This is a genomic window from Streptomyces flavotricini, from assembly GCF_020639365.1.
Taxonomy (GTDB): domain Bacteria; phylum Actinomycetota; class Actinomycetes; order Streptomycetales; family Streptomycetaceae; genus Streptomyces; species Streptomyces flavotricini.
This window is the reverse complement of the sequence record NZ_JAINUL010000001.1, coordinates 1,485,493-1,511,334: the sequence shown is the minus strand read 5'-3', so window position 1 is coordinate 1,511,334 and position 25,842 is coordinate 1,485,493. Positions and strand designations below refer to the sequence as shown.

Below are 25,842 nucleotides of genomic sequence, written 5' to 3'. Positions count from 1 at the left end.
ATCGCCCGACTGGCCTGCTGCTGGAGGCTCAGGCGAAATCAGAACGGCGGTCCCTGAGGAGAGATCCAGCCATGAACGAGTATTCCTACAGTTCGCATCTCCGGAACGCCGAAATCCGTCGCCCCGGAGCGGCCCCCCCGCTGGTGGACAGCCGAAGGGCGACTGCCACCGGCCGCCGTCCGGGACCGACTGGCATCGGCGACGGCGCTAGAGTCCAGGCCGTTCCTGTGGGCTCGGGTACGTGATGTCGAACCACGTGAAGAGGGCTCGGTTCGTGGAGGGGCGGCCGTTGGAGGTGGCGTAGAGGCCGAGCTGGATGCTGGTGAACAGCGGGGTGAGGAAGGTGGCTTCGACGGTGGTCAGGTCCTGCCAGGCGCCGTCGGGTGCCGCGTGGGCGAAGGTGTGGCTGAAGCCGCGGATGCGGACCCCCAGGCGAACGGGGCCCGGGGGGACCGGAATGCCGGCCAGGACCTCGGGCCCGCGGCGGAGGCTGAGTCCTTCCGTGGTGCGGAGGAAGAGGAGATGGGTGTCGTCGTCGAGGACCACGGCGAGGCCCGCCTGTTCGTCCGGTGCGGCGGGGGTGAAGTGCAGTTCGGTGGAGACCTCGCAGTCGGGCTGTTCCTGGGGGCGGGCCAGGAGGGACGGGGCGGTGCGTTCGCCGAGGCGTTCGGGGCGGAGTTGGAGGCGGAGTCCGTCGCCGGTCGTCCAGAACCGCGCGGGTGGGGTGCGCAGGCTGCTCCAGTCCGCGGAGAGCGTGGCGAAGTCGTCGTGGAGGGGGCGGCGAAGGTCGGTGTGGACGACGGGGGAGAAGACCGGCCAGCCGTCGTCCCAGGTGATCCGGCTGAGGAAGGTCTCGCGGCCGAGGGCGGAGCCGGGGCGGACGCCCAGGAGGACGGCCCGCCAGTCACCGTTCGGGGTTCGGACGAGGTCGGCGTGCCCGGTGCAGATGACCGGGCCCTCGGCGGGCGGTAGCACCGGGTTGCCGGGTGCGCCCTTGTAGGGGCCGGTCACGCGGTCGGCGCGGGAGGCCACCACGCTGTGGTCCACATCGGTTCCGCCCTCGGCGGTGAGCAGAAGATAGGCGCCGCCGGTCTTGTAGAGGTGCGGGGCTTCCGACCATCGGGCGCCCGGGTGGCTTCCCGACCACAGGACGTGCTCGGGTCCCGTGAGCCGTCGTTCGCGGGGAAGGTACTCGCGCATCCAGATCTCGGTGCGACCGGCGGCCTCGTCCAGTACGCGGGCGGCGGTGAACCAGGCCCGGCCGTCGCCGTCGCCGTCGTCGTCGCCGGTGTCCGGCCCGCCGTCGTCCGGCCCGTCGTCGAAGAACAGTGACGGGTCGAAACCCTCGCCGTCCAGCCAGTACGGCTGTGACCACGGCCCCGCCGGGTCGGTCGCCGTGACGACGAAATGGCCGGGGCCGTCCATGAGCGTGCAGACGAGGTGGAAGACCCCGTCATGGTGCCGGATCGTCGGTGCGAACAGACCCCGGGAGGGCTCGCACCCGGTGAGGTCGAGCTGGGACGCCCGGTCGAGCGCGGAGCCGATGCGCCGCCAGTTCACGAGGTCGCGGCTGTGGAACACGGGAAGGCCCGGGAACCATTCGAAGCTGGACGTCACCAGGTAGTAGTCCGCTCCTACCCGGCAGACGGACGGGTCGGGCCGGAACCCGGGCAGCACGGGATCACCGAAGAACCTGGTCATGGAACCGGGACGATCTCGACCGGCACGGACAGCACCCGGTCGGCCGCCGGGTGACGTACGGGGCCCTCCAGAGTGAAGGAGCCCCGGAGCGGAAGATCGCCGCTGGACCGTCCGACGGCCACGCCGATCTCCCCGGGCTCCACTCTTCTGCGCAGGTCGATCCCGGTGAAGCAGGTCCGGTCGGCATGGACGGAGAAGGTGATCCGGGCGGCCGCGCCCGGCCGCAGCTCGACCCTGGCGAATCCGGCGAGCCACCGCTGCGGCCGGACGACGGACGCCACGGGGTCGGAGAGGTACAGCTGGACCACCTCGGTCCCGGTCACCTCGCCGACGTTGCGTGCGGTGACCGAAACGGCGACGGCCCCGTCCGTCGCGGCGACGGGATCCACCGAGAGCTCCGAGCAGGTGAAGTTGGTCCAGCTCAGCCCGTGTCCGAAGGGGAACAGCGGGGTCGGGTCCACCGAGCTCCAGTCGGTGTGCCCGCCGAGCCTGGCGTGCAGGTAGGTGCCGGGCTGGCCGCCGACCTGGCGGGGGATGGAGACGGGCAGTCGCCCGGACGGTTCCGCGGCACCGCTGATGATCCGGGCCAGCGCCGTCCCGCCCTCCTCGCCGGGGAAGAAGGACTGCACCACGGCCGATGCGCGCTCGGCCAGCGTGCCGAGCGCGTAGGGCCGTCCGGAGACGAGGACCAGGACCGTCGGCACCTCGGAGTCCAGGACGGCGGAGGCGAGTGCGGCCTGGTCGCCGGGCAGGTCGAGGGTCTCGGCGTCGCAGCCCTCTCCGGAGGTGCCCCGGCCGAACATGCCGGCCCGGTCCCCGAGCACGAGCACGTTCACGTCCGGATCGTCCGCGGTGACCGTGAACCCGGCAGTGGTGAGCGCCTCGCCGAGCGTCGGGATCTCCAGCCCGAGGTCGCCGGGCAGCGCGACGTGGTTGGGGAAGGAGTAGCAGCCGAGGAAGGACTGGGGGTCGTCGGCGTAAGGCCCACTGATCGCGACCCGGCACGGCCGCAGAGGCAGGACGCCGTCGTTGGCGAGCAGCACGGTGGACCGTTCGGCCAGGAGCCTGGCCAGTGCCCGGTTCTCCGGCGGGTCGAGGTCGACGTGCTCGGGCTTGACGGGTTCCCAGTCGGGCTCGAGCAGGCCGAGCTCGGCCTTCTGGAGCAGGACCCGTTCCGCGGCCCGGTCGATGAGTTCCTCGGGTACGCTTCCCGCCCGCACGAGTTCGGTCAGCGGCGCGCCGTAGCAGCGGGCCGTGGGCAGCTCGACGTCGATTCCGGCGGTCAGCGCCACCGCGCCGGCCGCGCCGCGCGATCCGGTGACACCGTGCCGGGTCTCCAGGAAGGAGACGGCGTAATAGTCGGCGACGACCACACCGCTGAAACCCAGCTCACCCCTGAGCAGCTCGGTCAGCAGCCGTTCATCGGCGGCCACCGGGACGCCGTCCACGTCGGTGTAACTGTTCATCACCGACCGGGCGCCTCCCTCGCGCAGCGCCCGTACGAAGGGCTCGATCAGTACGTCGGCGAACTCGCGCGGTCCCGAGGCGACGGGGGCCATGTTCCGGCCGCCGCGCGAGGCCGAGTACCCGGCGAAGTGCTTGAGCGTCGCCACGATCCCGGCACCCTCCAAGCCCTGCACGTAGGCGGTGCCGATCGCTCCGACGAGATAGGGATCCTCGCCGATGCACTCCTCGGTCCTGCCCCACCGGTAGTCGCGGACCACGTCGAGCACCGGAGCCAGCCCCTGGTGGACGCCGACCCGGCGCATACCCGCGCCGATGGCGGCGGCCATCTGGCGCACGAGTCCGGGATCGAAGGAGGCGCCCCAGGCCAGCGGCCCGGGGAAGACCGTCGCCCCGAACGTCATGAACCCGGTCAGGCACTCCTCGTGAGCGACCGCCGGTATCCCGAACCGGCCGGATCCGGTCACCTGCCGCTGGAGCGAGGCGAGCCGCTCCATCCCGGCTTCCGCGGTGATCGGCGCGGTGCCGTACACCCGGGTGAGCTGGCCGAGGCCGTGGGCGACGATGTCGTCTAGGCCGGGCGCGGACTCGCCGGAATCATCCTCCATCGGCGCGACCGGTGCGCCCGGATCCGAGGGCAGTGCCCAGAAGCCGGCAAGCTGACCCGCCTTCTCCTCCAGCGTCATCCGTTTCAGCAGATCGGCGACTCGTATGGACACGGGCACGAGGGGGTCACGCCAGGGCTCGGTCAAGGAGTTCTCCTAGTGCTGTGGCCGGGAAGGTTTGCCGGGTCGCGGTGTTCGGTGCGGTGGATCGCAAGGCGGAGGGCCACGCTCGTGCTGGACGTACTTGCGTGGTCCGACAACGCGGCGAGGTGCCGTGCCGGGCGCCGCGACCCGGTGGACCTTTCCGGTTACAGCACTAGGAACGGGGCGGGGCGGTGGAGAGCCGGACCTTGAGCTCGGTCGAGAGCTCCATCCGGGGGCTGACCAGGGGCTGGCCGTCCAGGAGCTGGAAGAGCGTGCGGGCGGCGAGCCGGCCCATCTCCTCCAGCGGCTGGCGCACGGTCGTCAGCGGCGGGGACAGCCATTCGCACATAGGCAGGTCGTCGAAGCCGACCACGCTGAGGTCCTGCGGGATGCTCAGTCCGCCCTGCCGGGCGGCTTCGTAGACGCCCATCGCCTGCTGGTCGCTGCCGGCGAAGATGGCGGTCGGCGGATCGGGGAGGGCGAGCAGTTCCCGGGCGCGCTGGAACCCGCCCTCGTGCTGGAAGTCGCCGAACCGGATCAGGTCGCGGTCGACCTCGATCCCGGCCCGCTCCAGCGCGGCGCGGTACCCGTCGATGCGGGCCTGGCTGCAGAGCATCTCCTTGCGCCCGCCGATCGCGGCGATCCGGCGGTGCCCCAGCTCCAGCAGGTGCTCGGTGGCGGCGAGGCCGCCGGCCCAGTTGGTCGCGCCGATGCTCGGCACACCGTTGCCCGGCAGGTCGATCGGGTCGATGACGACGAGTGCCACCCCGGCCTGTTCGACCTGGGCGCGCTGGGCCTGGGTGACCGAGGCGGTGACGAGGATGACGCCGTCGCTGTGGTGCAGGACCGGCAGTGCGGCCCAGCTCGAAGGTGTGGCCTCGCCCGGCGGGACGAGCGACACGACGGTGCCGACGCTCCGCTGGGCGCACTCGGCCTCGACGCCGCGCAGTATCTCCACTGCCCACGCGCTGTCCAGGCCGCCGATGATCAGGTCTACCAGGCCGGACCTGCGGGCCCTGGCCTGCGCGCCGGGGTGGAGGTAGTTGTGGGAGCGCAGCAGGCTCTCGATCCGTTCGCGTGTCGCGGGTGCGACGTCGGAGCGGCCGTTGACCACCTTGGACACGGTGGCCTGGGAGACCCCTGCCTCAGCGGCGATGACGGCCAGGGTCGGGCGCTGCTCGCTCAACTTCTCTCCTCCGCGCGGACGCCTTGGGCCAGTGACAGGTATCGCAAACTTTCGAAGAGTTTCCGGTCGCCGCGGCCTGATTGTCAAGCTCCAAGTGGACTGCTGCCGACGCAAGTTCGGTGAGAAGGCTTGACCGGTGGGCTCTACGTTCCTAGTTTGTGGCAGCACGAATTCGAGAATGTTACGAAACATTTTCGAACTCGAACCGGCATTCCCCACCCCGGAGGTCCCATGGCCAGCACACCCCCGAGTCGACGAAGCTTCCTCGCGCTCTCGGGCCTGACCGTTCTGTCCGTCTCGCTGACCGCGGCCTGCGGCGGCGGGGACTCCGGCTCGGGGCCGACGGCTGACGGCAAGGTGACCTTCGTGTGGTGGAACATCGCCACGACGGAACCGGGCAAGTCCCTGTTCCCGCAGATCTCCTCGGCGTTCACGGCCGCTCGCCCGAACATCACCATCAAGACGACCTCGTTGGAGAACGAGGCGTTCAAGTCCAAGCTGACGGCCAACACTTCGTCGGGCAAGCTCCCCGACGTCTTCCAGACCTGGGGTGGCGGCGTTTTGCGGCAGCAGGTCGATGCGGGGCTGGTCGAGGACCTCACCGAGGCGTTCGGCTGGTCGTCCGACCTCACCCCGGTCTCGCTGCAGGCCTATCAGTTCGAGGGCCGGACCTACGGGGTGCCCTACGACATCGGCATGGTCGGCTTCTGGTACAACAAGAAACTCTTCGCCGATGCCGGGATCACCGCCCCGCCGGCCACCTGGGCCGAGCTTCTCGAAGACGTCAAGAAGCTCAAGGCCGCGGGCATCACCCCGATCGCCCTCGCGGGCAAGGAGAAATGGCCGGGCCACTACTACTGGGCCTACCTCGCGATGCGCGTCGCGGGCCTCCCCGCGCTGCAGCAGGCCGCGACCACCAAGGACTTCACCGGCGCCGGCTTCGTCCAGGCGGGCACCCACCTCAAGGAGCTGGTCGACCTCCAGCCCTTCCAGACGGGCTTCCTCGGCGCCGGCTACTCCTCCCCCGGCGGCCAGGCCGCGACCATGGGCAACGGCAAGGCCGCCATGGAGCTGATGGGGCAGTGGGCACCGTCGGTGCAGAAGGACGCGGGCGCCGACCTCGGAGCGGACCTGGGCTTCTTCCCCTTCCCGACGGTCGACGGCGGCGTCGGCCAGGTCACCGAGGTGTTCGGCGGTGGCGGCGGTTTCGCGCTGCGCAAGGGCGCGCCGAAGGAGGCGCTGGACTTCCTGAAGTTCTTCGTGCTGGAGAACGAGTCCAAGCTGCTGGCCTCCAATGGCTACCTGCCGGTGGTCAGGGGCGCGGAGAGCCAGCTCACCGACGCCAACAGAAAGGTGGTGGCCGACAGCCTGGTCAAGGCGACGGGCTTCCAGCTCTTCCTCGACCAGGCCTACCCGCCGGCGGTCGGCCAGGAGGTCAACGACAGCGTCGCCGACCTCATCGCGGGCAAGAAGACGCCCGAGCAGGTCACCAAGTCGATCACCGAGGCTGCGAAGGGTGCCTAGCTCCGTGTCCACGCTGACCAAGGAGCGGAGGCAGGGCGCCCTGCCGGTGGGCCCGCCCGCCCCGGTACGGTCGCTCCTGCACGGATGGGGAAGCTGGGCGTCGGTCGCCTGGTTCCTCCTCCCGGCTCTGGTCCTCTTCCTCGTCTTCGTCCTCGCCCCGATCGCCGTCGCCGTCTGCACAGGCTTCTTCAAGTGGGGCGGGACCGGCCCCATGGACGACTTCGTCGGCTTCGAGAACTACGCCAAGCTGTTCGACGATCAGGTCTTCCTCGGCGATCTGGAGCGCGGGCTGTACCTGATCGCCCTGTCGATCACGGTGCAGTTGCCGTTCGCGCTGTTCACCGCGGTCCTGCTCAACCAGCGGCTGCGCGGCCGGGCCGTCTACCGGATGCTGTTCTTCGCGCCGTACATCCTGTCCGAGGTGGTCACGGCGGTCCTCTTCACGATGATCTTCCTTCCCGGTGCCGGCATGGCCGACCATCTCGCCGGCGCCCTCGGCCTGGAGGGGCTGCAGGGCACGTGGCTGGCCGATCCCTCGACCGTCATGCCGACCCTGTTCGTGGTCATGACCTGGAAGTACTTCGGCTTCCACATGATGCTCTTCCTCGCCGGACTGCAGAGCATCCCGGGCGAGATCCTCGAGGCCGCCTCCATCGACGGCGCCGGCGTGTGGCAGCGCTTCCGGCACGTGACGCTTCCGCTGCTCGGCCCGACGATCCGGATCAGCGCCTTTCTTTCGGTCGTCGGGGCCATCCAGCTCTTCGACCTGGTGTGGGTCATGACGGCGGGCGGGCCCAACCACTCCTCCGAGACGATGGCGATCTCGATGTTCCAGTTCGGGTTCAAGCGCTACCAGGTCGGCTATGCCAGTGCGATCAGCGTGGTGCTTTTCATGATCAGTCTGGTCTTCTCCCTCTTCTACCAGCGTTACGTGCTCCGCCGTGACCTGAGCGGGGCCGTCACCTCGGGAGGTGGCCGATGAACGCCCGCAGGACGGCACGCGGCCTGTCGCTGCACGCCGTGGTCTGGCTGATCGGCGCGTTCGTCGTCGTGCCGCTGGTCTACGCGGTGATCTCCGGGTTCAAGAGCACCGGCGAGCTGACGACCAACCCGTTCGGGGTGCCCGAGCACTGGAAGACCGGCAACTACACCGGCATTCTCGGCGACGGTATGTTCTGGCGGCAGATCGCCAACAGCGCGGGCATCGCGATCGGCACGACGTGCTGCACGGTGGCGGCGTCCGCGATGGCGGCGTTCGTCCTGGCGCGCTACGCCTTCCGGGGCAGGGAGCTGTTCTACACGCTGTTCACGATCGGGCTGATGTTCCCGTTCGCGGTGGCCGTCCTGCCGTTGTTCCTGCTGCTGCGCAACTTCGACCTGCTCGACAACCCGCTCGGTGTGATCCTCCCGCAGGCGGCCTTCGGGCTCCCCATGACGATCATCATCCTGCGCGGTTTCTTCCGGACCATCCCGGCGGAGGTCGAGGAGGCGGCCATCATGGACGGCTGCGGCAAGTTCCGCTTCTTCTGGAAGATCCTGCTGCCGATGGCGCGTCCGGCGCTCGGTACGGTGTCGGTGCTGGCGATCGTCGCGAGCTGGAACAATTTCTTCCTGCCGCTGCTGGTGTTCAACGACCCGAAATGGCAGACGATCCCGGTCGGCGTCCAGCAGTTCCAGGGCCAGTACTCGACCGACTATGCGCTCGTCCTCGCCTACATCGTGCTCGCCATGGTCCCCGCCCTCGCGTTCTACGCCGTCGCCGAGCGGCAGTTGATCGGCGGCCTCACCGCGGGCGCGTCCAAGGGCTGAGCCGTCCCGCGCGACCTCCACCCCCGAGGAGACATTGTGAAGCGCCTGATCGCATTGGCGGTCCCCATTTTGTTAGCGCTAACATCGCAGGCCGTGGCCGCCCCCGCGCGAAGCGGCAGCGGCATCGACTTCCGCACAGCGCTCCAGCCCATAGACGGATTCGGCTTCTCGATGGCCTTCCAGCGGGCCGACCTGCTGCACGGCGCGCGCGGCCTCAGCCCGGCCAAGCAGCGCGAAGTCCTCGACCTGCTGCTCAGCAAGGACAAGGGCGCAGGCCTTTCGATCCTGCGCCCGGGCATCGGGGCGTCGACCGACAGGGTCTACGACCACATGCCGACGATCCTGCCGGCCGATCCCGGCGGGCCGGACGCCACGCCGAAGTACGTCTGGGACGGATGGGCCGGTGGCCAGGTCCGGCTCGCCACGGAGGCCAAGGCCTACGGCGTCAAACGGTTCTTCGCCGACGCCTGGAGGCCGGAGACCTCTCTCACCTGGACCACGGCGAAGTGTCACGACTGGAGCGCCCGGAGCACCAACGCTTCGGCATGTGCGGCCGCCTTCACACCCATCCCGTCCCTGACCCCCTGACGCGGCCGCTCGGCGGTTCGTCGGGGTCACCTCACCCCCGCCCCCCAAAGGAGCTCTTCTGATGTGGTTTCGCCATCCGCCACGGGTCCTGAGACTCGTACTCGCGGTCCTTTCGTCCCTGTTGCTCGGGGCTGCTCTCCTCGGTACCCAGCCCGCCGTCGCCGCCTCCGCGGCGACCGTCGACCCCAACGCCTCGTACGCGCTGGTCAACCGCAACAGCGGTAAGGCCCTGGACGTCTACAACCTGGCGACCAACGACGGCGCGCGCATCACCCAGTGGACCAGGAACGATCAGAACCAGCAGCTGTGGCAGTTCGTCGACTCCGGAGACGGTTACTACCGCATCAAGTCCCGCCACTCCGGCAAGGTGCTGGACGTCTCCGGCCGGTCCGCCGCCAACGGCGCCTCGATCGTCCAGTGGACCGACGTGAACGGCACCAACCAGCAGTGGCGGCTGGCCGACAGCTCGGACGGCTACGTGAGGTTCATCGCGCGCCACAGCAACAAGGCCCTCGAAGTCCAAGGCGCCTCCACCGCCGACAACGCGAACATCGTCCAGTACGACGACTGGGGCGGCACCAACCAGCAGTGGCAGCTCGTCCCGGTCGGCGCCGGCAACCCTGGCACGTGTGATCTTCCGTCGGCGTACCGCTGGACCTCCACGGGCGCGCTGGCGCAGCCCAAGGCCGGGTGGGCCTCGCTCAAGGACTTCACCGTCGCCCCCTACAACGGCAAGCAGCTCGTCTATGCGACGACGCACGGCTCGGGACCGGACTCGGGCTGGGGCTCGATGAACTTCGGCCCGTTCACCAACTGGTCCGATATGGCCTCGGCCAGCCAGAACACGATGCCGAACTCCGCCGTCGCGCCCACGCTCTTCTACTTCGCGCCGAAGAACATCTGGGTGCTCGCCTACCAGTGGGGGGGTGGGGGAGCCTTCTCCTACCGGACGTCGAGCGACCCCTCCGACCCCAATGGCTGGTCATCGCAGCAGGTGCTCTTCTCCGGAAGCATCACCGGCTCCGGAACAGGTCCCATCGATCAGACGCTCATCGCTGACGGCACGAACATGTACCTGTTCTTCGCCGGCGACAACGGCAAGATCTACCGGGCCAGCATGCCGATCGGGAACTTCCCGAGCAGTTTCGGCTCGACCTACACAACGATCATGACCGATACGACGAACAACCTGTTCGAAGCGCCTCAGGTCTACAAGCTCCAGGGCCAGGACCGCTACCTCATGATCGTCGAGGCGGTCGGCGCGCAGGGCCGCTACTTCCGCTCGTTCACGGCCACCAGTCTGAACGGCTCATGGGCACCTCAGGCAGCGACCGAGAGCAACCCCTTCGCCGGCAAGGCCAACAGTGGCGCCACCTGGACCAACGACATCAGCCATGGCGAACTGATCCGTACCAGCGCCGATCAGACCTTCACCGTCGATCCCTGCAACCTGCAATTCCTCTACCAGGGACGCAACCCCAACATCGGCGGCGACTACGGCCAATGGCCCTACCGGCCGGGTCTGCTGACGCGGCAGCGCTAACGGCGTGACACGGGTCCGGCTCCGGAGCGGAGCCGGCGTGGCGGGCTCGGCGGAAGGCCGAGCCCGCCCGGGTCACGGGAAATCGATCAAGCTGAGGCCGCAGCGGGTGATCCCGATTTCGCCCGCTGCGGCCTGTGGGGCTGCTCGCGAGTACCGCCGAGACCGCGTCGCCAAGGAGCGCCAAGGAGCGCCGAGCCTGCGCCCCTCCGGGAAAGCTTCAAGGCGACACTCCTATTCCTTTGGCGGAGTCCATCGCCGACCCATTGACCGGTCGACGGCCGGTCACGGTGCCGGCGCCAGGAACTGGGTGGCCGCCAGGCGTGCGTACAGGCTGTCCTGGTCGAGGAGTTCCGTATGGGTGCCCACCGCGCGTACGCGTCCTGCGTCCATCACCACGATCCGGTCGGCGTGGGTCACCGTTGAGAGGCGGTGTGCCACGACGAGGACGGTGGTCGTCCGGGCGGCGTGCGTGATGACGTCGCGTACCGCCGATTCGTTGACGGCGTCGAGCTGCGAGGTCGCTTCGTCCAGGAGCAGCAGCCGGGGTTTGCGCAGCAGGGCGCGGGCGATCGCGATGCGCTGCCGTTCGCCGCCCGACAGCTTGGTGCCGCGGTGTCCGACCGGGGTTTCCAGGCCCTGCGGCAGGCGGTCCACCAGCGTGTCCAGCTTCGCTCGGACCAGGACGTCGTGGATGTCCTGGTCGGTCGCGTCGGGCGCCGCGAAGACCAGGTTCTCCCGCAGCGTCCCGGCCAGGACCGGCGTGTCCTGCTCCACGTATCCGATGGCACCCCGCAGCTCCGGCAGTGACCAGTCCCGGACGTCCTTGCCGTCGACCAGAACCCGGCCTCCGGCTGTCTCGTAGAACCGCTCGATCAGTGCGAAGACGGTCGACTTGCCCGCCCCCGAGGGGCCGACGAAGGCCGTCATCCCGCCGCTCCGCACCTCGAAGTCGACCTGGTGGTGGACGGGTGGAAGGTCATCGCGGTAGCGGAAGCTCACGTCCTCGAAGCGGACCGACGCGGGGCCGTCGGCCGCTGCCGATGCCCCGGCCCGCTCGGGGTGCTCCTGGTCGAGGGGCTCCGTTTCAAGCCGCTCCACTTCGTCGATGCGGGTGATGGCCGCCGATCCCTCCTGATACGCGGAGGCCGCCTGGACCAGCCTTTCCACCGGCTCGATGACGTAGAAGAGGTAGAGCAGGAAGGCGATCAGGGTGGATACGGGGATCGCCCCGGAGGCCACGCGTGCCCCGCCGACCCCGAGCACCGCGAGGAACGACAGCTGCATGGCCAGACCGACCGACCCCTCCGCCACCGCCTCCCACTTCGCACTGGTCACGCCGTGCCGCCACGACCGCTGCAGTGCCGCGTCGGCGACCGCGTTCTCGCGCTGTTCGGCACCTGAGGCCTTGACCGTCCGCAGCGCACCGAAGATCCGCTCGAGGACGGAGGAGACCTCCCCGACCGCCTCCTGCGCGCGCTCGGTGGCCCGCGCGATCCTGGGCATCACCAGGCCGACGGCCCCGCCGATCAGCACGCCCACAGCCAGGGTGACGCCGAGCAGCACGGCGTCCATGAGGGCCATCATGACGATGGCCGCGACCAGGGTTACGACGCCGGTGGCACCGTTGACGAGCGCCTGGGTGGTGACGGCGCGCAGGAGCGTCGTGTCGGAGGTGACCCGGGACATCAGGTCGCCCGGCTGGTGCCGCTCGACCTCCGTGAGGCGCAGCCGCAGCAGCCGCCCGACAAGGGTGCGGCGGGCGGCCAGTACGACCGACTCCGCGGTCCGCTCCAGCACGTACGCGCCCAGCGCCTGGAGCACCGCGCCCAGCGCGACGAGTGCGGTGAGGGCGAGGAGGATCCTGCTGATCGTCTCACCGGAGCCCAGCCGGTCCACGAGGACCTTCGTGGCCAAGGGCTGGAGCAACCCGCTCCCGGCCCCGATCAGGGTGAGCAGGGCGGCCAGCGCGACGGCCCTGCGGTGCGGTCGGAAATGGGCGTACAGCGCCTGGAACGTCTTCGGGGCGGTCAGGCGTGCGGTGTCGGCGGCCGACGGGTCGGTCGCGGTCATGGTGGGTCCCTTTGGGTCGTCCGGTCGGCGGTCGCGGATCTGAGCACCAGGTCGTGCCCGCGCGTCAACCGGGGTCGGAGTGCTCAGCCGGACAGCCCGGCGAGGATCCCGCCGGCGTGGTGGACCAGGTCGGCGTACACATCGGGCCGGAGGACCGCCAGGATTCCGGCCGCAGCGAGGAAAACGAGGAGGCCTGCTTCCCGGCCACCCCTGAGTTGTCCGTGCGACGAGCACCTGGCCGTCGTGCACCTCTTGCGGGGCGCCGTCCCGGGGGCGGCCGGGGCCGGTGTGCGGCCGTCTCGTTCCACTCGCCTGTCGTTCATGCGTCCAGACTTGGCGAGGGGCACGCCCACGGGTATCCGGCAGTCATCCGGACCCCGTCCCCCAGGTGGCCGACGCAACCCCGCCAGGTGGCTGGTGTGCCCACTGGGGAGGGAGGGAGGTGTCAGCGGCGAGCCGCGCACGGAATGTCCGGGCCGGGGTGGGGCACGAGGGCGCGCCACCCCGGCCGGACCTCATCGGATGTACTTCGCCGGCTTGGTGGCGGCGTTGAGCAGATACTCCAGCGGTCCGCGGCGGAAGAAGCGGGACCAGAGCGCGGCGAACACGATCGCCCCGAGGATGAACGTCAGCACGGGCCCCCAGGACACCTGGCTGCTTTCGCCGGTCAGGATGCCCGCCGCGGACTGCACGACGAAGTGGCCGACGTACGCCGTCAGGGACATGGCGCCCACGGCGATGATCGGTTTCGCCAGACGGTGCAGGAGCGGCAGACGGTCCATCAGCACCGTCGCGCACACGATCACGAGGATCGCGACGCCCACGCTGCCGATGATGTCGAACGTGGTGCCGCTGTGCGGCCCGGCGGACAACAGCTCCGAGGCCGACCCCTGGCCGTCGAAGAATCCGCTGGCGGAGGACGCCGCCTCGGAGCCGGCGGACGACTTCCCGCCCTCCGCCGTGCTCCGCAGCGCGTCCTTGCCCGCCAGCAGCAGGGACATGCCGTACGCGGCCACGGTGAGGGCGGCACCGAGCGCGGCCAGGCGCCGCTGGACGGTGGTGGCGGACAGGTCGAGGCGGGCCAGCGCCATCCCGGCGACCACGAACGGCATCCACGTGATCGTCGGATAGAAGCCGGTGAGCAGCAGATCGAGCACTCCCACGTCGCTGAGCTTTTCGAGCGGGTCGTAGGCGTTGACGCTCTGCTGCACGGACTCGCTCAGCAGGGATTTCAGTCCGAACGCCAGCTGCGGTGTGACCACTGCGAGCCCGGCCGCGATCATCGCCAGCGTCCTGGCGCGCAGTCGCACCAGGGGCAGGGCGAGGAGGAAGTAGACACCGTAGAAGGCGAGGATGATCACGTCCCCGTACTCCATCGACAGCGCGGTGCCCAGCGCCAGCAGGACCACCGCGCGGATCGCGATCCGCGCCTTCGCCTGTCGACCGGCCAGACCGGTCTTCGGCTTGCGGCGGCCGGCGATCAGTATCAGCGAGAACCCGGCGAGGGTGGCGAACAGGACCGAGGAGTGACCATCCGCCAGGTACCGGACCCAACTGGCGACGCCGTCCGTGGCCGACAGCGGGGGGCCGATGTGGACGATGTACATCCCGAACACCGCCAACCCGCGGGCCAGGTCCACCCCGACGAGGCGCCCCATCGAGGGACCGCCCCGGGCCGGCACGGCGGACTCGGGCAAGTTTCGAGGCTCAGAAGGCGACGTCTCCAGGGGCGGCTGCATCTGTGTCATAGGGAGAATCTCGCGGTGACGCCAGGAGGCGGGCCATCCGGCAGGCTCCGGTAACAGCCCCGCCGGTCGGCGGTGACCACCCCCGCTGACCGGCGGGGCCATGTCTCGCCGGCAGGATCGGGCAGTCGGCGGGGCGATGCGCACACGTGCCCATCGCCCCGCCGGCGTTCAGCTTGGGCCCGATCAGTCTCCCGGAACCCCTTGCGCTGGGCCGCATGCCAGCCCGGGCGCATGCGTACCCGGATGAGGGGGGCCGCGTGACCGGCGCGGGCGGCGGGGGCTCGGTTGCTTCGGTGTCTGAGACTGACGCCGAAGTCCTGGGCGATGCCGGTCAGGGTCAGGCCGCAGTGGACAGCGGTTTCTGGTGGGGCCGTGCGATCCCGCCCTGCGGCGGGCGGGTACCGCCTGCGGCGTGGAAGTCCCGTTCGCGCTCCTCAAGCTCTTCTCGGAGCTGGATCAGCGCCCGGTGCAAGGTGCTCTTGACCGTGCCCGGCGCAAGACCGAGCAGTTGCGCGGTCTCCTCGGTGCTCAGCTCTGCCCAGTGGCGCAGTACGACGATGCTGCGCTGCCGGGGGGTCAGTATGCCGAGGACGTCGAGGAGCAGGGCGCGGTCGGCGTACCGGTCAGTGCTGTCGGCCACGCTGGCATCGGGATCGTGTGCGGTGAGCACTTCGTCGAACTTGCGGGCTCGCCACCACTCCGTCCGGGTATTGATCATCACTCTGCGCACATAGGCGTCCGCGAGGTTCTTGTCGGCGATCCGGTCCCACCGGACGAAGGTCTGTGTGAAGGCGGTCTGGAGCAGGTCCTGGGCGTCCACCGGGTCGGGAACCAGGCGGCGGGCCGTGCGCAGCAGCGCGTCCTGCCTGAGCCGTACGTACTCCTCGAAGCGCAGGGCCTCGTTGCCGCTGAACACGTCCGCGTCCTCCTCGTTCCGGGACCGGCGTGCGCCCGCACAGGTGGAGGGAGAGCGGCCGCCGGAGGCAGGGCGGCGTGGTCGTGCCCTGCCCTGCAAACCTCGTTCAAGGGCAGGTCGTGGAGGTATCCGCTGGGCGTCCGGAGCCCATCCGCCACCTGGCGGAGCGTGCCCCGCCAGGTGGCGGTCCGAGGGGCCGGGCCCCCGGGCTCAGTCCCGGCGCGGGTTCATGACGCCATCCGCTCCGGGGTCGTGGTCTCAGGAGCCGACGGAGCAGAGGGCCGGCTGAGCAGGCGGGCGATGGTGGTCGAGCCGACGCCGTGGAGCAGAACGCTGCCGAGCACGGTGAGTGTCGTCGCGTGCAGGACGGTGTCCGCGTAGGGCCCGTCGGGGAGGGTGTTGAAGGCGATCAGCCCGAACACGATCGAGGTGGTGCCGCGTGGTCCGAGGGCTCCCACCATGAGCCGTTCGCGCCAGGTGAAGTCCGAGCCGAGGAAGGCGAGCAGGATCGGAACGATGCGTACGACGGTGAGGGCGGCGGCGCAGAGCGCGACGGTGGGCCAGTGGACGCCCTCGCCCAGTGCGAGCACCACGGCGTTTCCGAAGAAGAACCACATGCACATGGTCATGATCGAGTTGGTGTCCTCGATCAGCCGGAAGTCCGAGGCGTCGGGGGCTTGGATGTCTCCTCGCCGGGTCGGGGCCCGTCGGACGTAACGGAAGGCGATGCCGCAGACGAACGAGGCCACGAAGCCGTTGCCGCCGACCGCCACGGTCACGGTGTAGGCGAGCAGCGGTGCGACCAGCACGAGGATCCGGCGCGACTGTTCGGTCATCCTGTGCATGCGGTCGGCCGAGTTCATCAACCACGCGAGCAGCGGCCCCAGCGTGATGCCGACGATGAGTGCCTTCGCCGCGGACGGAACGGCCGTGCCCAGTGCCTGCATGGGGGTGTGGGCTTGTGCGGTGGCACCGGCCAGGATCAGAGCGAACAGGAAGACGGGCGACACGATCCCGTCGTTGTAACCGCTCTCCACGTTGAGGACGTTGCGCACCCGTGCGGCGATGCGCGTGTCGCGTACCAGTGTCTCGGCCGGGGCGAAGTCGGTCGGAACGATGACGCACGCGATCAGCAGCAGGAGCACTGCAGGCAGCACGGGCAGCAGCAGCGAGCCCAGCAGGACCACCGCGGCCAGACTCAGGGGCAGCGCCACCAGCAGTGCCCGGGCGGCGGCGCCGGGATCTTTGCCGAACAGGCGGCCGCCCGGCAGTTCGGTTGCGTCGACGAACAGCAGGACCGTCAGGATGGCCTCGGCCACGTGCTGGGCGACCTCGGAGTTCAAGGTGGCGGCGATCTCGCTCTGGGTGAACAAACCGGTGGTGATCCCCGCGAGGACCAGCACCAGAGGGGCCCTGACGTGCCGTTGCTCCAGCCATCCGGCGACGAGCGACCACCCGGCGGCCGCAGCAGTAATCACGATCACGGTGAAGAGCACTTGGATTCCTGATGAGGGGCACAGAACGTTGACGGGTTGCCGAAGGACCGGACTTCCCGGTGGGCGGTGGGCAGTGCGCGGTGGGAGGGTCAGTCCGCGCGGGACGGGATGCGCATCCGTACCCGGTAGCCGCCCTGGTCGGTCGGGCCGGACTCGAAGGTGCCGTGCAGGATGTCGGCGCGCTCCTTGAGGCCGAGCAGGCCCTGGTGTGCGCCGGGCAGGGGCAGGGAGAGGCGGGACGGCGCACTGTTGGTGACCGTCACACCGACGGCGTCACCGTCGTGCCACAGCTCGACGGTCGCCGTGGCTCCGGGGGCGTGTTTGCGGACGTTGGTCAGTGCTTCCTGCACCGTGCGGTACAGAGCGCGCTGGGCGGGCGTGCCCACAGTGGCGGGGAGATCGCCCGTGAGCTCCGCTTCGATGCCGCTGGACGCCACCAGTCTGCGCAGGTCGGCGAGGGTGGGCTGCGGGGTGAGTTCCGTCGAGGCTCCGCCGGAGGCGCGCAGCAGCGTGACCATGGTGCGCAGCTCATCGAGCGTGTCCACGCTCAGGGAGCGGATGGTGCGCGCCGCTTCCCTGCTGCCCGCGTCCTTGGCCGCCACTTGCATGGCTCCGGCCTGGACCGCGATCAGGCTGACCTGGTGGGAGACGACATCGTGCATCTCGCGGGCCAGCTGGGCGCGTTCCCGGGCCAGGACGGCCTGCGCGTGCAGCTCGCGCTCGTGCTCCCGCGCCTCCTCGATCTCCACCAGACGCCGTGCCAAGTCCCTCCGTGCCTGGACCAGCTGACCCAGCAGGACCGGAGCGGTGGCCGTCGCCAGGTTGTACAGCAAGAAGATCAGCGTCCAGGCCCTGCTGGCCGACGGGTCATCGTTCAGCGGAGCATGCACCGCCATGGCGACCGCGGACAAGAAGACGCATACGCCGAGCAGACGACGGTCCCGCGAGCGCTCGGCCAGGGCGTACAGGGCGGCGACCGGGGCGACCACGATGTCCTGGACCAACGTGGCCGGCAGGGTGAGCAGGAAGACGGCCAGCGGAAACCGCCGACGCAGGGCCAGGGCACCGCAGGCGATCGCGGCGAGGGCGAGGCCGAGCGGGGTGTCGTTCCAGAGGCTGAGCCATGCGTCCAGCGCGGCGAGGGCGACCAGACCGGCATCCCGCGCAGGTGGCGGTACCCGATTCCACAGCCGCTTCCCACGTGTGGCGCTCACCGGCCTTCCCGGCCGGCATCCAGCAGCCCGGCTCGCTGGGCGAGCAGCGCCGCCTGGACCCGGCCGGCCACCCGCAGTTTGGTGAGGATGGCGCTGACATGGTCCTTGACCGTGCCGGTGCCCAGATGCAGACGGGTTCCGATATCGGCGTTGGACAAGCCTTCCGCCAGCAGTACGAGCACGTCCCGCTCCCGGTCGGTCAGCCGCTCCACGCGGGACGCTTCCTCGTCCACGGCCGCAGGCCCGGCAGCAGGCTGCGTGCGCAGGAGGCTCCGGGATGCCTTGGATGACATCACCACCCCACCGGCGGCCAACGTCCTCACCAACTGGGGAAGTTGGTCAGGTTCGGTGTCCTTGAGGAGGAAACCGGCCGCGCCCGACTGGAGGGCCGTGAGGACGTACTCGTCGGTGTCGAAGGTGGTGAGCATCGCCACAACAGGGGGAGCGGGCAGGGCGCGCAGCTGAGCCAGAACCGTGAGGCCGTCCACGTCCGGCATCCGGATATCGAGGAGGACGACATCCGGACGGTGTTCCCGCACGGCGTCGAGGGCGTCCCCGCCCGACGCCGTGGCGACGACCTCGATGTCCTCCGCCGCACCCAGGATGAGGCCGAAACCGGATCGGACCAGCGCCTCGTCATCCACCACCACTACCCGAACCACGTGCGTCGCACCCCGTCGTCAATCGATCCCCGTCGTACCCGACCCTAAGGTCCCTCACCATCCCCGGAGACGTCGCGAGCCCTGTTCCAGCCGGTCGGGGGGTCCGTTCCCGCCAGTCGGCGGAGGCGTAGGTACGTCTCCGGTACCGCGCCGACCGGCAGGGCATCTGGGAGCGGCCGGACCTGGAATGAGGCTCGGCCGTACTCCTGCCGCTTGATCGTCTGAATGCGCTTGACGTGGCCTTCCACGGCGCCGGAGCCGTACTGCAGAATCAGGCCGGCACTCACGGCGCCCAGGTCGTGTGGCGCTCTGACCTGCAGAAACGCCGAACGATTCAATGATTATGAAACTGCTGTTCGGTCTGGCGATCGGCCCCCTGGGCCTGGATCCGTTGGACCGGGCGAAGGATCCCGAGGTCACGCGGACGCTGCTGGAGAGCGCACTGGTGCTCCTGCTGTTCGCCGACGCGGCGGGGATCAGGGCCCGGGACCTGCGCCGGGAGGAGCGCAGTTCTTGGTACTCGCCGTCCCGGTCATCGCCTACGTCCTGTGCTCCATGGGCGAGGGCAGCGGCTTCATCGGGGCCTGGGCCGCCGGCCTGGCCTTCGGCATCCACCTGCGCCGGACACCCGCAGACCTTGGCATCCGTTCCCAGCACTCGGACCCCGCGCAGAGCACCATGTTCACCGAACGCCTGGGCCTCCTGCTCGCCTCGCTGAGCTTCCTCGTCCGCGTGGAACCGAACCTGCGCGAGAACGCACTCGCGGATTACGGCGCCCCAACCTGACGGGTGCCGGGGCAGTTCTGGGGGACAGCGACGTCGAGCCGCCGCGAGGCCCTGCCCACGGTAGTGAGAAGTGCAAGACCGAAGCGGTCTCGCGCCGGGCAGGTGGAGGGTGAGGGCCTCCGACATCGGCTGCAAGGCGGTGGTGTCACGCCTTGGCGGGCGCCGTCAGCCAAGGAGGCGCGCCTGCGGTGCTCGGATCTACCAGAGGGGCGTCGTGGCGGATGGCGCCGTGTTCCTCGGCGGTGGGCGCGTGGTGCCATTCGGTCGGTCAGCCTCCTCCCGGACCCGGCGCGCGGCGTTCGGGGACGTGCGCGTGGCCTGCTTGACCGGTCGGGCCGCCGCCCGCAGAGTCGGGATGCGGTGTCACGACAGCGCCGCTCGACCCTGTTCACCCGCTTCTCCCGTCCAACGGCGGCAGATGGCCTCGACCTCTGGGAGTGACTGCGCTGATGGTGCTCGACCTGGTCGTGATCGGTACGGCCATCACCCTGGGGCCTCTGCACAACAGCGCCTTCATCCTTCTGCTCGCCTCGCGGCGTGGTGTTCGCAAGGGCATGGCGTTCTTGCTGTCGTGGCTCGCCAACCTGGTCGTGGTGATCGCGTGCGTGCTGCTGCTGACCGGGGGTGAGCCCCCGGCCCGCCACAGCCCGCCGTCGATGGCCGTGGCGTGTGTGAAACTCGCCATCGGCGTGGGGCTGGTGCTGTACGGCGCGCACCGGCGCCGTCGGCCGCCGCGCCCGCACGGCCCGCCGCGCTGGACCGCCAGGGTGGACGGTGCCTCACTGGCCACGGCGGCCGGGCTGGCCTGGCTGTTCCAGCCCTGGGCGCTGGTCGGAGCAGGCGCCGCCACGGTCGTCGCCGCGGACCTCTCCTCCCTCGACGACTGGCTCGCCCTGATCGGCTACTGCCTGCTGGCCACGCTCAGCCTCATCGTCATGGAGATGTACACGGTATGGGCGCCGGCGGCCGCGGATGCCAGGTTGAACGCCCTGCGGACGTGGGTCGAGCAGCACCAGAACCAGCTGATCGTCACGCTCTCCTTGTTCGTCGGCCTGTGGCTGACAGCGGAGGGCATTTACGAGCTGGTCGCCTGACGGCACGTGTGGCCGCTACGCCGCTGCCGGCGGTCGCGGGACTGCACATCGTCGCGACGCACAGGCTGTCGGCGCCCTGGACACCGTGACTGATGACAACCTGAGTGTCAGGCTCACTCGTCTGGTCGCGCCCGAGATGGCGTACGTTCTCATGCCGACCCCCGGACCGTGTCCGTAGTGTCTGATGCGGATCTGATGACCAACACGTGAGGTGACCGGTGGCCCTGCACAAAGCCCAAAAGCAGGCGGCCGACCCGGCCGCCGACATCTTCGTCTCTCCCCTCAGCGAGCGGCCCCTGCCGAAGCGGTCGATGCCGGAGTTCTCCGCGCCGCCGACCGTGGTCTTCCAGCTGCTGCGCAACGAGCTGCTCCTGGACGGCAACGCCGCGCAGAACCTGGCCACCTTCTGCACCACTTGGACGGACGACGAGGTCCGCCGCCTCATGGACATGTGCCTGGACAAGAACATCGTCGACAAGGACGAGTACCCGCAGACCGCCGAGATCGAGTCGCGCTGCGTCAGCATCCTCGCGGACCTGTGGCACGCGCCGGCCGGCCCGGGCGGTGACGCCGATGCGGTGGGCTGCTCGACCACCGGCTCCAGCGAGGCCGCCATGCTCTGCGGCCTCGCCCTGAAGTGGCGCTGGCGCGACCGGCGGCGAGCCGCCGGCCTGTCCACCGATCGCCCGAACCTGGTGTGCGGGCCGGTGCAGGTGTGCTGGGAGAAGTTCGCCCGGTACTTCGACGTGGAGCTGCGGCAGGTCCCGGTGGAGGCGGGAGCGACCGGCCTGCAGCCGCACCAGCTGAGCGAGTACGTCGACGAGAACACCATCGGCGTCGTCGCGATCCTCGGCGTCACCTACACCTGCACCTACGAGCCGGTCGCGGAGTTCGCGGCCGAGCTCGACCGCCTGCAAGCGGAGAAGGGCCTCGACGTCCCGCTGCACGTCGACGCGGCTTCCGGCGGATTCATCGCGCCCTTCCTCCACCCCGATCTGGCCTGGGACTTCCGGCTGTCCCGAGTCGCCTCCATCAATGCCTCCGGCCACAAGTACGGCATGGCGCCGCTCGGCGTGGGCTGGGCCCTGTGGCGCGACAAGTCGGCCCTGCCGGAGGACCTGGTCTTCCACGTCGACTACCTGGGCGGCGACATGCCCACCCTGGCGCTGAACTTCTCCCGCCCCGGCGGGCAAGTCGTCAGCCAGTACTTCACGTTCCTGCGCCTCGGCCGCGAGGGGTACCGGCAGGTCTACCAGGCCTGCGCCGACACCGCGCAGCACCTGGCCCGGCAGGTCGCCGAGATGGGCCCCTTCACGCTCCTCTACGACGGCGCGGGCGCGCTGCCGGCCGTCTCGTACACGCTGACCGACCCGGCTTCGACCAGCTGGAGCCTCTACGACCTTTCCGACCTGTTGCGGATGCGCGGCTGGCAGGTGCCCTCGTATCCGCTGCCGCCGGACCGCCAGGAGACCGTCATTCAGCGCGTCCTGATCCGGCACGGCGTCGACCGCGACGAAATCGAACTCCTCGCCGACGACATGCGCAGAGCGATCAAGCACCTCGACGAAGGCCACCCGCACGACGCGGACCGCGCCGCCTTCCACCACTGAGGCGCGTCCTGGACCACTAGAGCCCCCGCTACCGACAGTTCGACGAGATCCTCAGGAAGGACGAGGACAGCTCGGTCGCCGCTCCGGAGATCGCCTCGGCGCTGTCGGGGCCGCGTCCTGATCGGCCGGGCGCGGCCCCGACACCACTCGCCACGCCGATCGACCCAGCGGCTGGCGGGCCGGTTCAGGCTGCGGAGTCCCTGCCTGGGGCGGCGCACAGGGCCGCAATGATGATGGCGTCCACGACGATCACCGTGATGGCCCAGAACGGATACCAGGGCAGCCATGCGAAGTTGGCGAGCATCGACAGCCCCGCCACGATAATGCCGACGACGCGGGCCCACGTAGCCCCTTTAAACAGAGCGAAGCCCGCCAGCGTCACGAGGATGCCGAGGATGAGGTGCAGCCAGCCCCAGCCGGTGAGGCTCCACTGAAAAGTGAAATTCCGGGTCGCGACGAACACGTCGTCCTTGGCGATGGCGGCAATTCCTTCGAATATCCCCATGATGCCACCGAAGATCATCATCATCGCGGCGAAAAAAACCCAGCCGGATACGGCGAATTCATCACCGGCGACGGTTTGCTGCCTTCCTGCGCTCTGTGTGGCCATTGAGAACCCTCCTGTCCTCCGGGTCCCGCTCGGTGGATCCAGCTGGCGGGATACGCACTTCCAGCCTGTCATAGGCGCAGTCGGTCGGCAGTTCGAAGGAAGGTCTTTGGGTCCCGCTCCGTCGAGGTGCTGTGGAAGCGTTGTCGCGCCGCCAGCAGGGTCGCTGGGCCGCCCGGCAGGGCTCTCAGGAACCCGAACCGCAGGCCGCCCCCGATGCGCAGCCGGCCGACATTCGGACAACAAACTCGACCAGCCCAAGCAGCTCGGGGAACTCAAGGCGCGGGGAGTGACCAGACGCTGACGCTGAGGTCCCCTTGTCTCGCCGATTGTGCTCCGGGGCCCCTGTTGCCGTGCATGCGCCGAGGAGGTGCGTACACCCGGGCCGGTCCGCGGATCAGGTCGGTCGCCGGGCCGACTCCGTCCGGAGGCCAGGATCGTGGCCGTCCATCAAGGCCGTTGACCAGAGGACCGAGATGCCGTGGTCGAGGGTTTCGCCGCACCCCGGCTCGGACTCACCACGCGCCGAGGCCAGCCCTCCCCGGCCGTACGGCTCTTGCGAACCGGGCTCCTCGCCGCAAGCGGACCAGGTATGCACGTGTCGCATGGTGATCAATCTGCCGCATCGCGTTCAACGACGCCGTTCTCCTGCTTGTTCGCCCAGCACGATCTTCCACACTCGGGTCGCCACCTGGAGGTTGAGCCGGTCCTCGACGTTCGCGAGGTCGTTGCCGCTGATGTTGCGGATGCGCTGGAGCCGATAGCGCAGCGTGCTGCGGTGGATCGCGAGGGATTCGGCGGTCTCGTCGTAGTTGCCGCCGCAGTCGAAGTACTGGGACAGCGTCTCCACCATGGCCGTGTGGTGCCGGGAGTCGTAGTCGATCAGCTGCCCGAGCCACTGCTGGACGAACGTCTCCAGTTCCCGGTAATCGTTGCCGGGTCCCAGGATGCGGTAGAGGCCCAGCTCGTCGAAGAACGTCGTGCCGTAGTGCTCACGGGAGTGGCGGCGCACTTCCAGGGCGCGCTGCGCCTCCTGGTAGCGGTGGGGGATGTCGTCCAGGGAGTCGCAAGGGGCGCTCACCCCGATCGTCCCGGACCGTGTCCCGGTCTCCCGGGCGAGCGCCTCGTACAGCGCGCGGGCGTGCGGCCTGTCGTCGGCGACCAGGACCACGTGGTCGGAACGCCGGGTCAGCAGCGAGTGCATGCCCACGGCAGAGGCCGCCCGGGCCACCGTCTGCGCGAAGGAACCGTCCGCGGTCCGGTTCGACCACTGCACCACGACGACGTAGTGGCGGCGGTGCAGGTCGTGTCCGACCGCCTCGGACCGGGCGTAGGCGCTCGCCGCGTCCGTCCCTGCCAGGAGGTCGTCGGCCAGCTCGCGGTGCAGCCTCGACTCCACTTCGGCCAGGTTGCGCAGGTGCGCCAGCTCGGGGGCGAGCGAAGCGGCCCCGTCCTCCAGCGCGCGCAGGGTGTGCTCGTCGGCCTCGCCCCGGACGTCGACCAGGGCCAGCACGCCCAGGATCTCGCCGTGCGGGCGGACCAGGGTGATCAACCGGTCCTCTATCCGCACCGGCCCGGCCTGACGGGCGACGGCGTACAGCATTTCCTCCTGGCGCACGGGGTCCGGTTCGGGATAGGGGTCGGGGCGATCGGGACCGGTCCAGGACCTCAGCCGACCGAAGCGGTCCTCGACCAGCGCGGGGAGTCCAGTGAGCCCGTGCAGTACGCGGGTGAGGGCATCCTCGCCGCCGCCCGAGGCTGCGGCGTCGGCCATGAGCGCGTGAACGGCCTGCTGGTATCCCAGCTCGGCCACGACGGAGATCAGCCGACCCTGGAGGGCTGTCCGCTCCTCCCTCAGCCGGTGCAGCTCCAGCGCGTCCTCGCGTTGGCGGCGGTGTGCGAAGGCGACCGACAGTGCAGCGGCGGTGTGCCGGACGAGCGTGGTGAGCAGGGAGCGCTCGGCCTCGGTGGGCCGGGAGTGGGACGTCACCACGAGGTAGCCGTGCAGTCTCTCAAGCCGGCGCAGCCCCAGGGCCCGGCCCCAGGGCCAGCCGGGCACGGTCACAGGGCCGTCCTCCCCGGCCAGCTCCCGCACCCTCCGGTCCACGGCCAGGGCATGGAGCTGCCCGTTCCTCGGGCTGGGGACCAGGTCGCCGTCCACCTTGAGGTATCCGGCTTCGGCGCTGTACGGCCCTGCGGCGGCTATGCGGTCCATGGCCAGGCTCAGGATCTCGCCTTCGTCCAGGGTGTCGAACAGGGCGCTGGAGAGCACCATCAGCTCGTGGGGGACACGGTCGGTCGGGGTGGGAACGAGTGGGCGGGGCCCTCGCCGCGCGGCCATGGGGAGCCGCCCGCCGCTGCCCCGCGGAAGGCTGCGCTTCCGGTCAGAGCGGTGGTACAGGCTGTGCGCCCGGCTGCTGACCATGGGATCACTCCGTTCTCTTCGAGCCTACAGGCGCGCGGTGGTGCCTGCTCGGCCCGGCTCATCCGCGACGTCCGGAGCCTTCCTCTCGTACTCGTGGGGCGACCGGCCCCGTGCGTTTCTGACTCGCCAGGCGCAGGCGTGGAGCCACTCGGTCCGCCACCCTGGAGAGTGTTCGAAACCGTCCGTGCGCACCGGCAGGAAGGGCCGGGCGGTGAACCGAGCAGCACCGCATGCCGGTTGCCCGTACAAGACGTACCGGCGAGCCGCACGTGCCGCTGACCACCTCTCCGGCCACGGATTTCCCGTGGAGAGGGCCCCGGTGTCCTGCTCGGCTGGCCGTTCGGCCTGGTGAAGAGGCTCGACCCCGTCGCCTCCGCCCCGTTCCCCGTGCCTGATGCGGGCTGGTTCTCGGAGCGATCACCGGCGCGCTGTACGGGATGCCGCTGCACGCCCCGCAGGGCGGTCGCCGGGATTTCGCCTCGCTCTGCTCGATGCGGCCGAGCCGGTACGGGGTCGTCGTGGACGAGGAGGTCTCCGACGAGGCCGCAGGGCTGATCGGCGGGCTGCAGACCACTGGCGGAGGTCCCGCCCGTACCTGAACGAACGTGATCCGGACAGTCGGCGAAGGCGCCGTACCGGGAGGAGTTCCT

At 69.9% G+C, this 25,842-nt stretch carries 20 protein-coding genes; 9 read left to right on the top strand and 11 right to left on the bottom strand.

What is annotated here, in order from left to right; translation table 11 throughout:
* Window positions 1-207: 207 nt before the first annotated feature.
* From K7B10_RS07170 to K7B10_RS07160, 3 genes are all read right to left on the bottom strand, one after another.
* Window positions 208-1,701 (bottom strand): glycoside hydrolase family 43 protein, encoded by a 1,494-nt coding sequence (locus K7B10_RS07170; protein ID WP_229335105.1) that lies wholly within the window; start codon window positions 1,699-1,701, stop codon window positions 208-210.
* Window positions 1,698-3,917 carry a beta-glucosidase gene (locus K7B10_RS07165; RefSeq protein WP_229335104.1) on the bottom strand — a complete coding sequence of 740 codons (2,220 nt, stop codon included), beginning with the start codon at window positions 3,915-3,917 and terminating at the stop codon, window positions 1,698-1,700. The genes K7B10_RS07170 and K7B10_RS07165 overlap by 4 nt, the downstream gene beginning before the upstream one ends.
* A gap of 169 nt (window positions 3,918-4,086) precedes the next feature.
* Window positions 4,087-5,100 carry a LacI family DNA-binding transcriptional regulator gene (locus K7B10_RS07160; protein WP_229335103.1) on the bottom strand — a complete coding sequence of 338 codons (1,014 nt, stop codon included), beginning with the start codon at window positions 5,098-5,100 and terminating at the stop codon, window positions 4,087-4,089.
* Window positions 5,101-5,331: 231 nt separating this feature from the next.
* On the opposite strand from K7B10_RS07160, the gene K7B10_RS07155 reads away from it, so the two are divergent.
* The 5 genes from K7B10_RS07155 to K7B10_RS07135 all read left to right on the top strand — a co-directional run bounded on the left by K7B10_RS07155 (window position 5,332) and on the right by K7B10_RS07135 (window position 10,564).
* Window positions 5,332-6,624 carry an extracellular solute-binding protein gene (locus K7B10_RS07155; protein ID WP_229335102.1) on the top strand — a complete coding sequence of 431 codons (1,293 nt, stop codon included), beginning with the start codon at window positions 5,332-5,334 and terminating at the stop codon, window positions 6,622-6,624.
* Window positions 6,617-7,606: a carbohydrate ABC transporter permease gene (locus tag K7B10_RS07150; RefSeq protein ID WP_372481379.1), complete on the top strand. Its 990-nt coding sequence runs from the start codon at window positions 6,617-6,619 to the stop codon at window positions 7,604-7,606. The genes K7B10_RS07155 and K7B10_RS07150 overlap by 8 nt, the downstream gene beginning before the upstream one ends.
* Complete coding sequence (locus K7B10_RS07145; RefSeq protein WP_229335101.1) at window positions 7,603-8,433, top strand: carbohydrate ABC transporter permease; 831 nt, start codon at window positions 7,603-7,605, stop codon at window positions 8,431-8,433. Before K7B10_RS07150 ends, K7B10_RS07145 begins: the two co-directional genes overlap by 4 nt.
* A 36-nt stretch (window positions 8,434-8,469) precedes the next feature.
* On the top strand, window positions 8,470-9,021 hold the full coding sequence (locus K7B10_RS07140; RefSeq protein ID WP_229335100.1) for a glycoside hydrolase: 552 nt from the start codon (window positions 8,470-8,472) through the stop codon (window positions 9,019-9,021).
* A 61-nt stretch (window positions 9,022-9,082) separates the two neighbouring features.
* Entirely contained in the window at window positions 9,083-10,564 is a 1,482-nt protein-coding gene (locus K7B10_RS07135; RefSeq protein ID WP_229335099.1) for a non-reducing end alpha-L-arabinofuranosidase family hydrolase, read from the top strand.
* Window positions 10,565-10,846: 282 nt separating this feature from the next.
* On the opposite strand, the gene K7B10_RS07130 is transcribed toward K7B10_RS07135, so the two are convergent.
* From K7B10_RS07130 to K7B10_RS07105, 6 genes are all read right to left on the bottom strand, one after another.
* Window positions 10,847-12,634: an ABC transporter ATP-binding protein gene (locus tag K7B10_RS07130; RefSeq protein WP_229335098.1), complete on the bottom strand. Its 1,788-nt coding sequence runs from the start codon at window positions 12,632-12,634 to the stop codon at window positions 10,847-10,849.
* A gap of 515 nt (window positions 12,635-13,149) precedes the next feature.
* Window positions 13,150-14,382 (bottom strand): DUF418 domain-containing protein, encoded by a 1,233-nt coding sequence (locus K7B10_RS07125; RefSeq protein WP_229335097.1) that lies wholly within the window; start codon window positions 14,380-14,382, stop codon window positions 13,150-13,152.
* Window positions 14,383-14,719: 337 nt separating this feature from the next.
* The gene (locus tag K7B10_RS07120) at window positions 14,720-15,298 is read right to left on the bottom strand and encodes a SigE family RNA polymerase sigma factor (protein ID WP_229335096.1); all 579 of its coding nucleotides are present in this window, start codon (window positions 15,296-15,298) and stop codon (window positions 14,720-14,722) included.
* A 227-nt stretch (window positions 15,299-15,525) separates the two neighbouring features.
* The gene (locus tag K7B10_RS07115; protein ID WP_229335095.1) at window positions 15,526-16,794 is read right to left on the bottom strand and encodes a cation:proton antiporter domain-containing protein; all 1,269 of its coding nucleotides are present in this window, start codon (window positions 16,792-16,794) and stop codon (window positions 15,526-15,528) included.
* An 89-nt stretch (window positions 16,795-16,883) separates the two neighbouring features.
* Window positions 16,884-18,008 carry a sensor histidine kinase gene (locus K7B10_RS07110; protein ID WP_229335094.1) on the bottom strand — a complete coding sequence of 375 codons (1,125 nt, stop codon included), beginning with the start codon at window positions 18,006-18,008 and terminating at the stop codon, window positions 16,884-16,886.
* Window positions 18,005-18,658 (bottom strand): response regulator, encoded by a 654-nt coding sequence (locus K7B10_RS07105; protein WP_229335093.1) that lies wholly within the window; start codon window positions 18,656-18,658, stop codon window positions 18,005-18,007. Before K7B10_RS07105 ends, K7B10_RS07110 begins: the two co-directional genes overlap by 4 nt.
* A 525-nt stretch (window positions 18,659-19,183) precedes the next feature.
* Here K7B10_RS07105 and K7B10_RS07100 point away from each other — a divergent pair.
* From K7B10_RS07100 to gad, 3 genes are all read left to right on the top strand, one after another.
* The gene (locus K7B10_RS07100; RefSeq protein WP_229335092.1) at window positions 19,184-19,456 is read left to right on the top strand and encodes a hypothetical protein; all 273 of its coding nucleotides are present in this window, start codon (window positions 19,184-19,186) and stop codon (window positions 19,454-19,456) included.
* 449 nt (window positions 19,457-19,905) lie between these two features.
* The gene (locus K7B10_RS07095) at window positions 19,906-20,550 is read left to right on the top strand and encodes a GAP family protein (RefSeq protein ID WP_229344810.1); all 645 of its coding nucleotides are present in this window, start codon (window positions 19,906-19,908) and stop codon (window positions 20,548-20,550) included.
* Window positions 20,551-20,768: 218 nt separating this feature from the next.
* Window positions 20,769-22,160, top strand: coding sequence for a glutamate decarboxylase (gad, locus tag K7B10_RS07090; protein WP_229335091.1), 1,392 nt, complete (start codon window positions 20,769-20,771; stop codon window positions 22,158-22,160).
* A 184-nt stretch (window positions 22,161-22,344) separates the two neighbouring features.
* On the opposite strand, the gene K7B10_RS07085 is transcribed toward gad, so the two are convergent.
* Both K7B10_RS07085 and K7B10_RS07080 read right to left on the bottom strand, forming a co-directional pair.
* Entirely contained in the window at window positions 22,345-22,770 is a 426-nt protein-coding gene (locus K7B10_RS07085; protein WP_229335090.1) for a DUF7144 family membrane protein, read from the bottom strand.
* 628 nt (window positions 22,771-23,398) lie between these two features.
* On the bottom strand, window positions 23,399-25,108 hold the full coding sequence (locus tag K7B10_RS07080; RefSeq protein ID WP_372481539.1) for a PucR family transcriptional regulator: 1,710 nt from the start codon (window positions 25,106-25,108) through the stop codon (window positions 23,399-23,401).
* A gap of 521 nt (window positions 25,109-25,629) precedes the next feature.
* On the opposite strand from K7B10_RS07080, the gene K7B10_RS07075 reads away from it, so the two are divergent.
* Window positions 25,630-25,791, top strand: coding sequence for a hypothetical protein (locus K7B10_RS07075; RefSeq protein WP_229335088.1), 162 nt, complete (start codon window positions 25,630-25,632; stop codon window positions 25,789-25,791).
* The last annotated feature ends 51 nt before the right edge of the window (window positions 25,792-25,842 follow it).

Bases quoted from the DNA above. Each gene is read 5' to 3' on its own strand.
- K7B10_RS07085 (WP_229335090.1), bottom strand. From the start codon at position 22,770: ATGGCCACACAGAGCGCAGGAAGGCAGCAAACCGTCGCCGGTGATGAA.
- K7B10_RS07130 (WP_229335098.1), bottom strand. From the start codon at position 12,634: ATGACCGCGACCGACCCGTCGGCCGCCGACACCGCACGCCTGACCGCC.
- K7B10_RS07095 (WP_229344810.1), top strand. From the start codon at position 19,906: ATGGTGCTCGACCTGGTCGTGATCGGTACGGCCATCACCCTGGGGCCT.
- K7B10_RS07125 (WP_229335097.1), bottom strand. From the start codon at position 14,382: ATGACACAGATGCAGCCGCCCCTGGAGACGTCGCCTTCTGAGCCTCGA.
- K7B10_RS07155 (WP_229335102.1), top strand. From the start codon at position 5,332: ATGGCCAGCACACCCCCGAGTCGACGAAGCTTCCTCGCGCTCTCGGGC.
- K7B10_RS07170 (WP_229335105.1), bottom strand. From the start codon at position 1,701: ATGACCAGGTTCTTCGGTGATCCCGTGCTGCCCGGGTTCCGGCCCGAC.
- K7B10_RS07080 (WP_372481539.1), bottom strand. From the start codon at position 25,108: ATGGCCGCGCGGCGAGGGCCCCGCCCACTCGTTCCCACCCCGACCGAC.
- K7B10_RS07075 (WP_229335088.1), top strand. From the start codon at position 25,630: ATGCCGCTGCACGCCCCGCAGGGCGGTCGCCGGGATTTCGCCTCGCTC.
- K7B10_RS07145 (WP_229335101.1), top strand. From the start codon at position 7,603: ATGAACGCCCGCAGGACGGCACGCGGCCTGTCGCTGCACGCCGTGGTC.
- K7B10_RS07135 (WP_229335099.1), top strand. From the start codon at position 9,083: ATGTGGTTTCGCCATCCGCCACGGGTCCTGAGACTCGTACTCGCGGTC.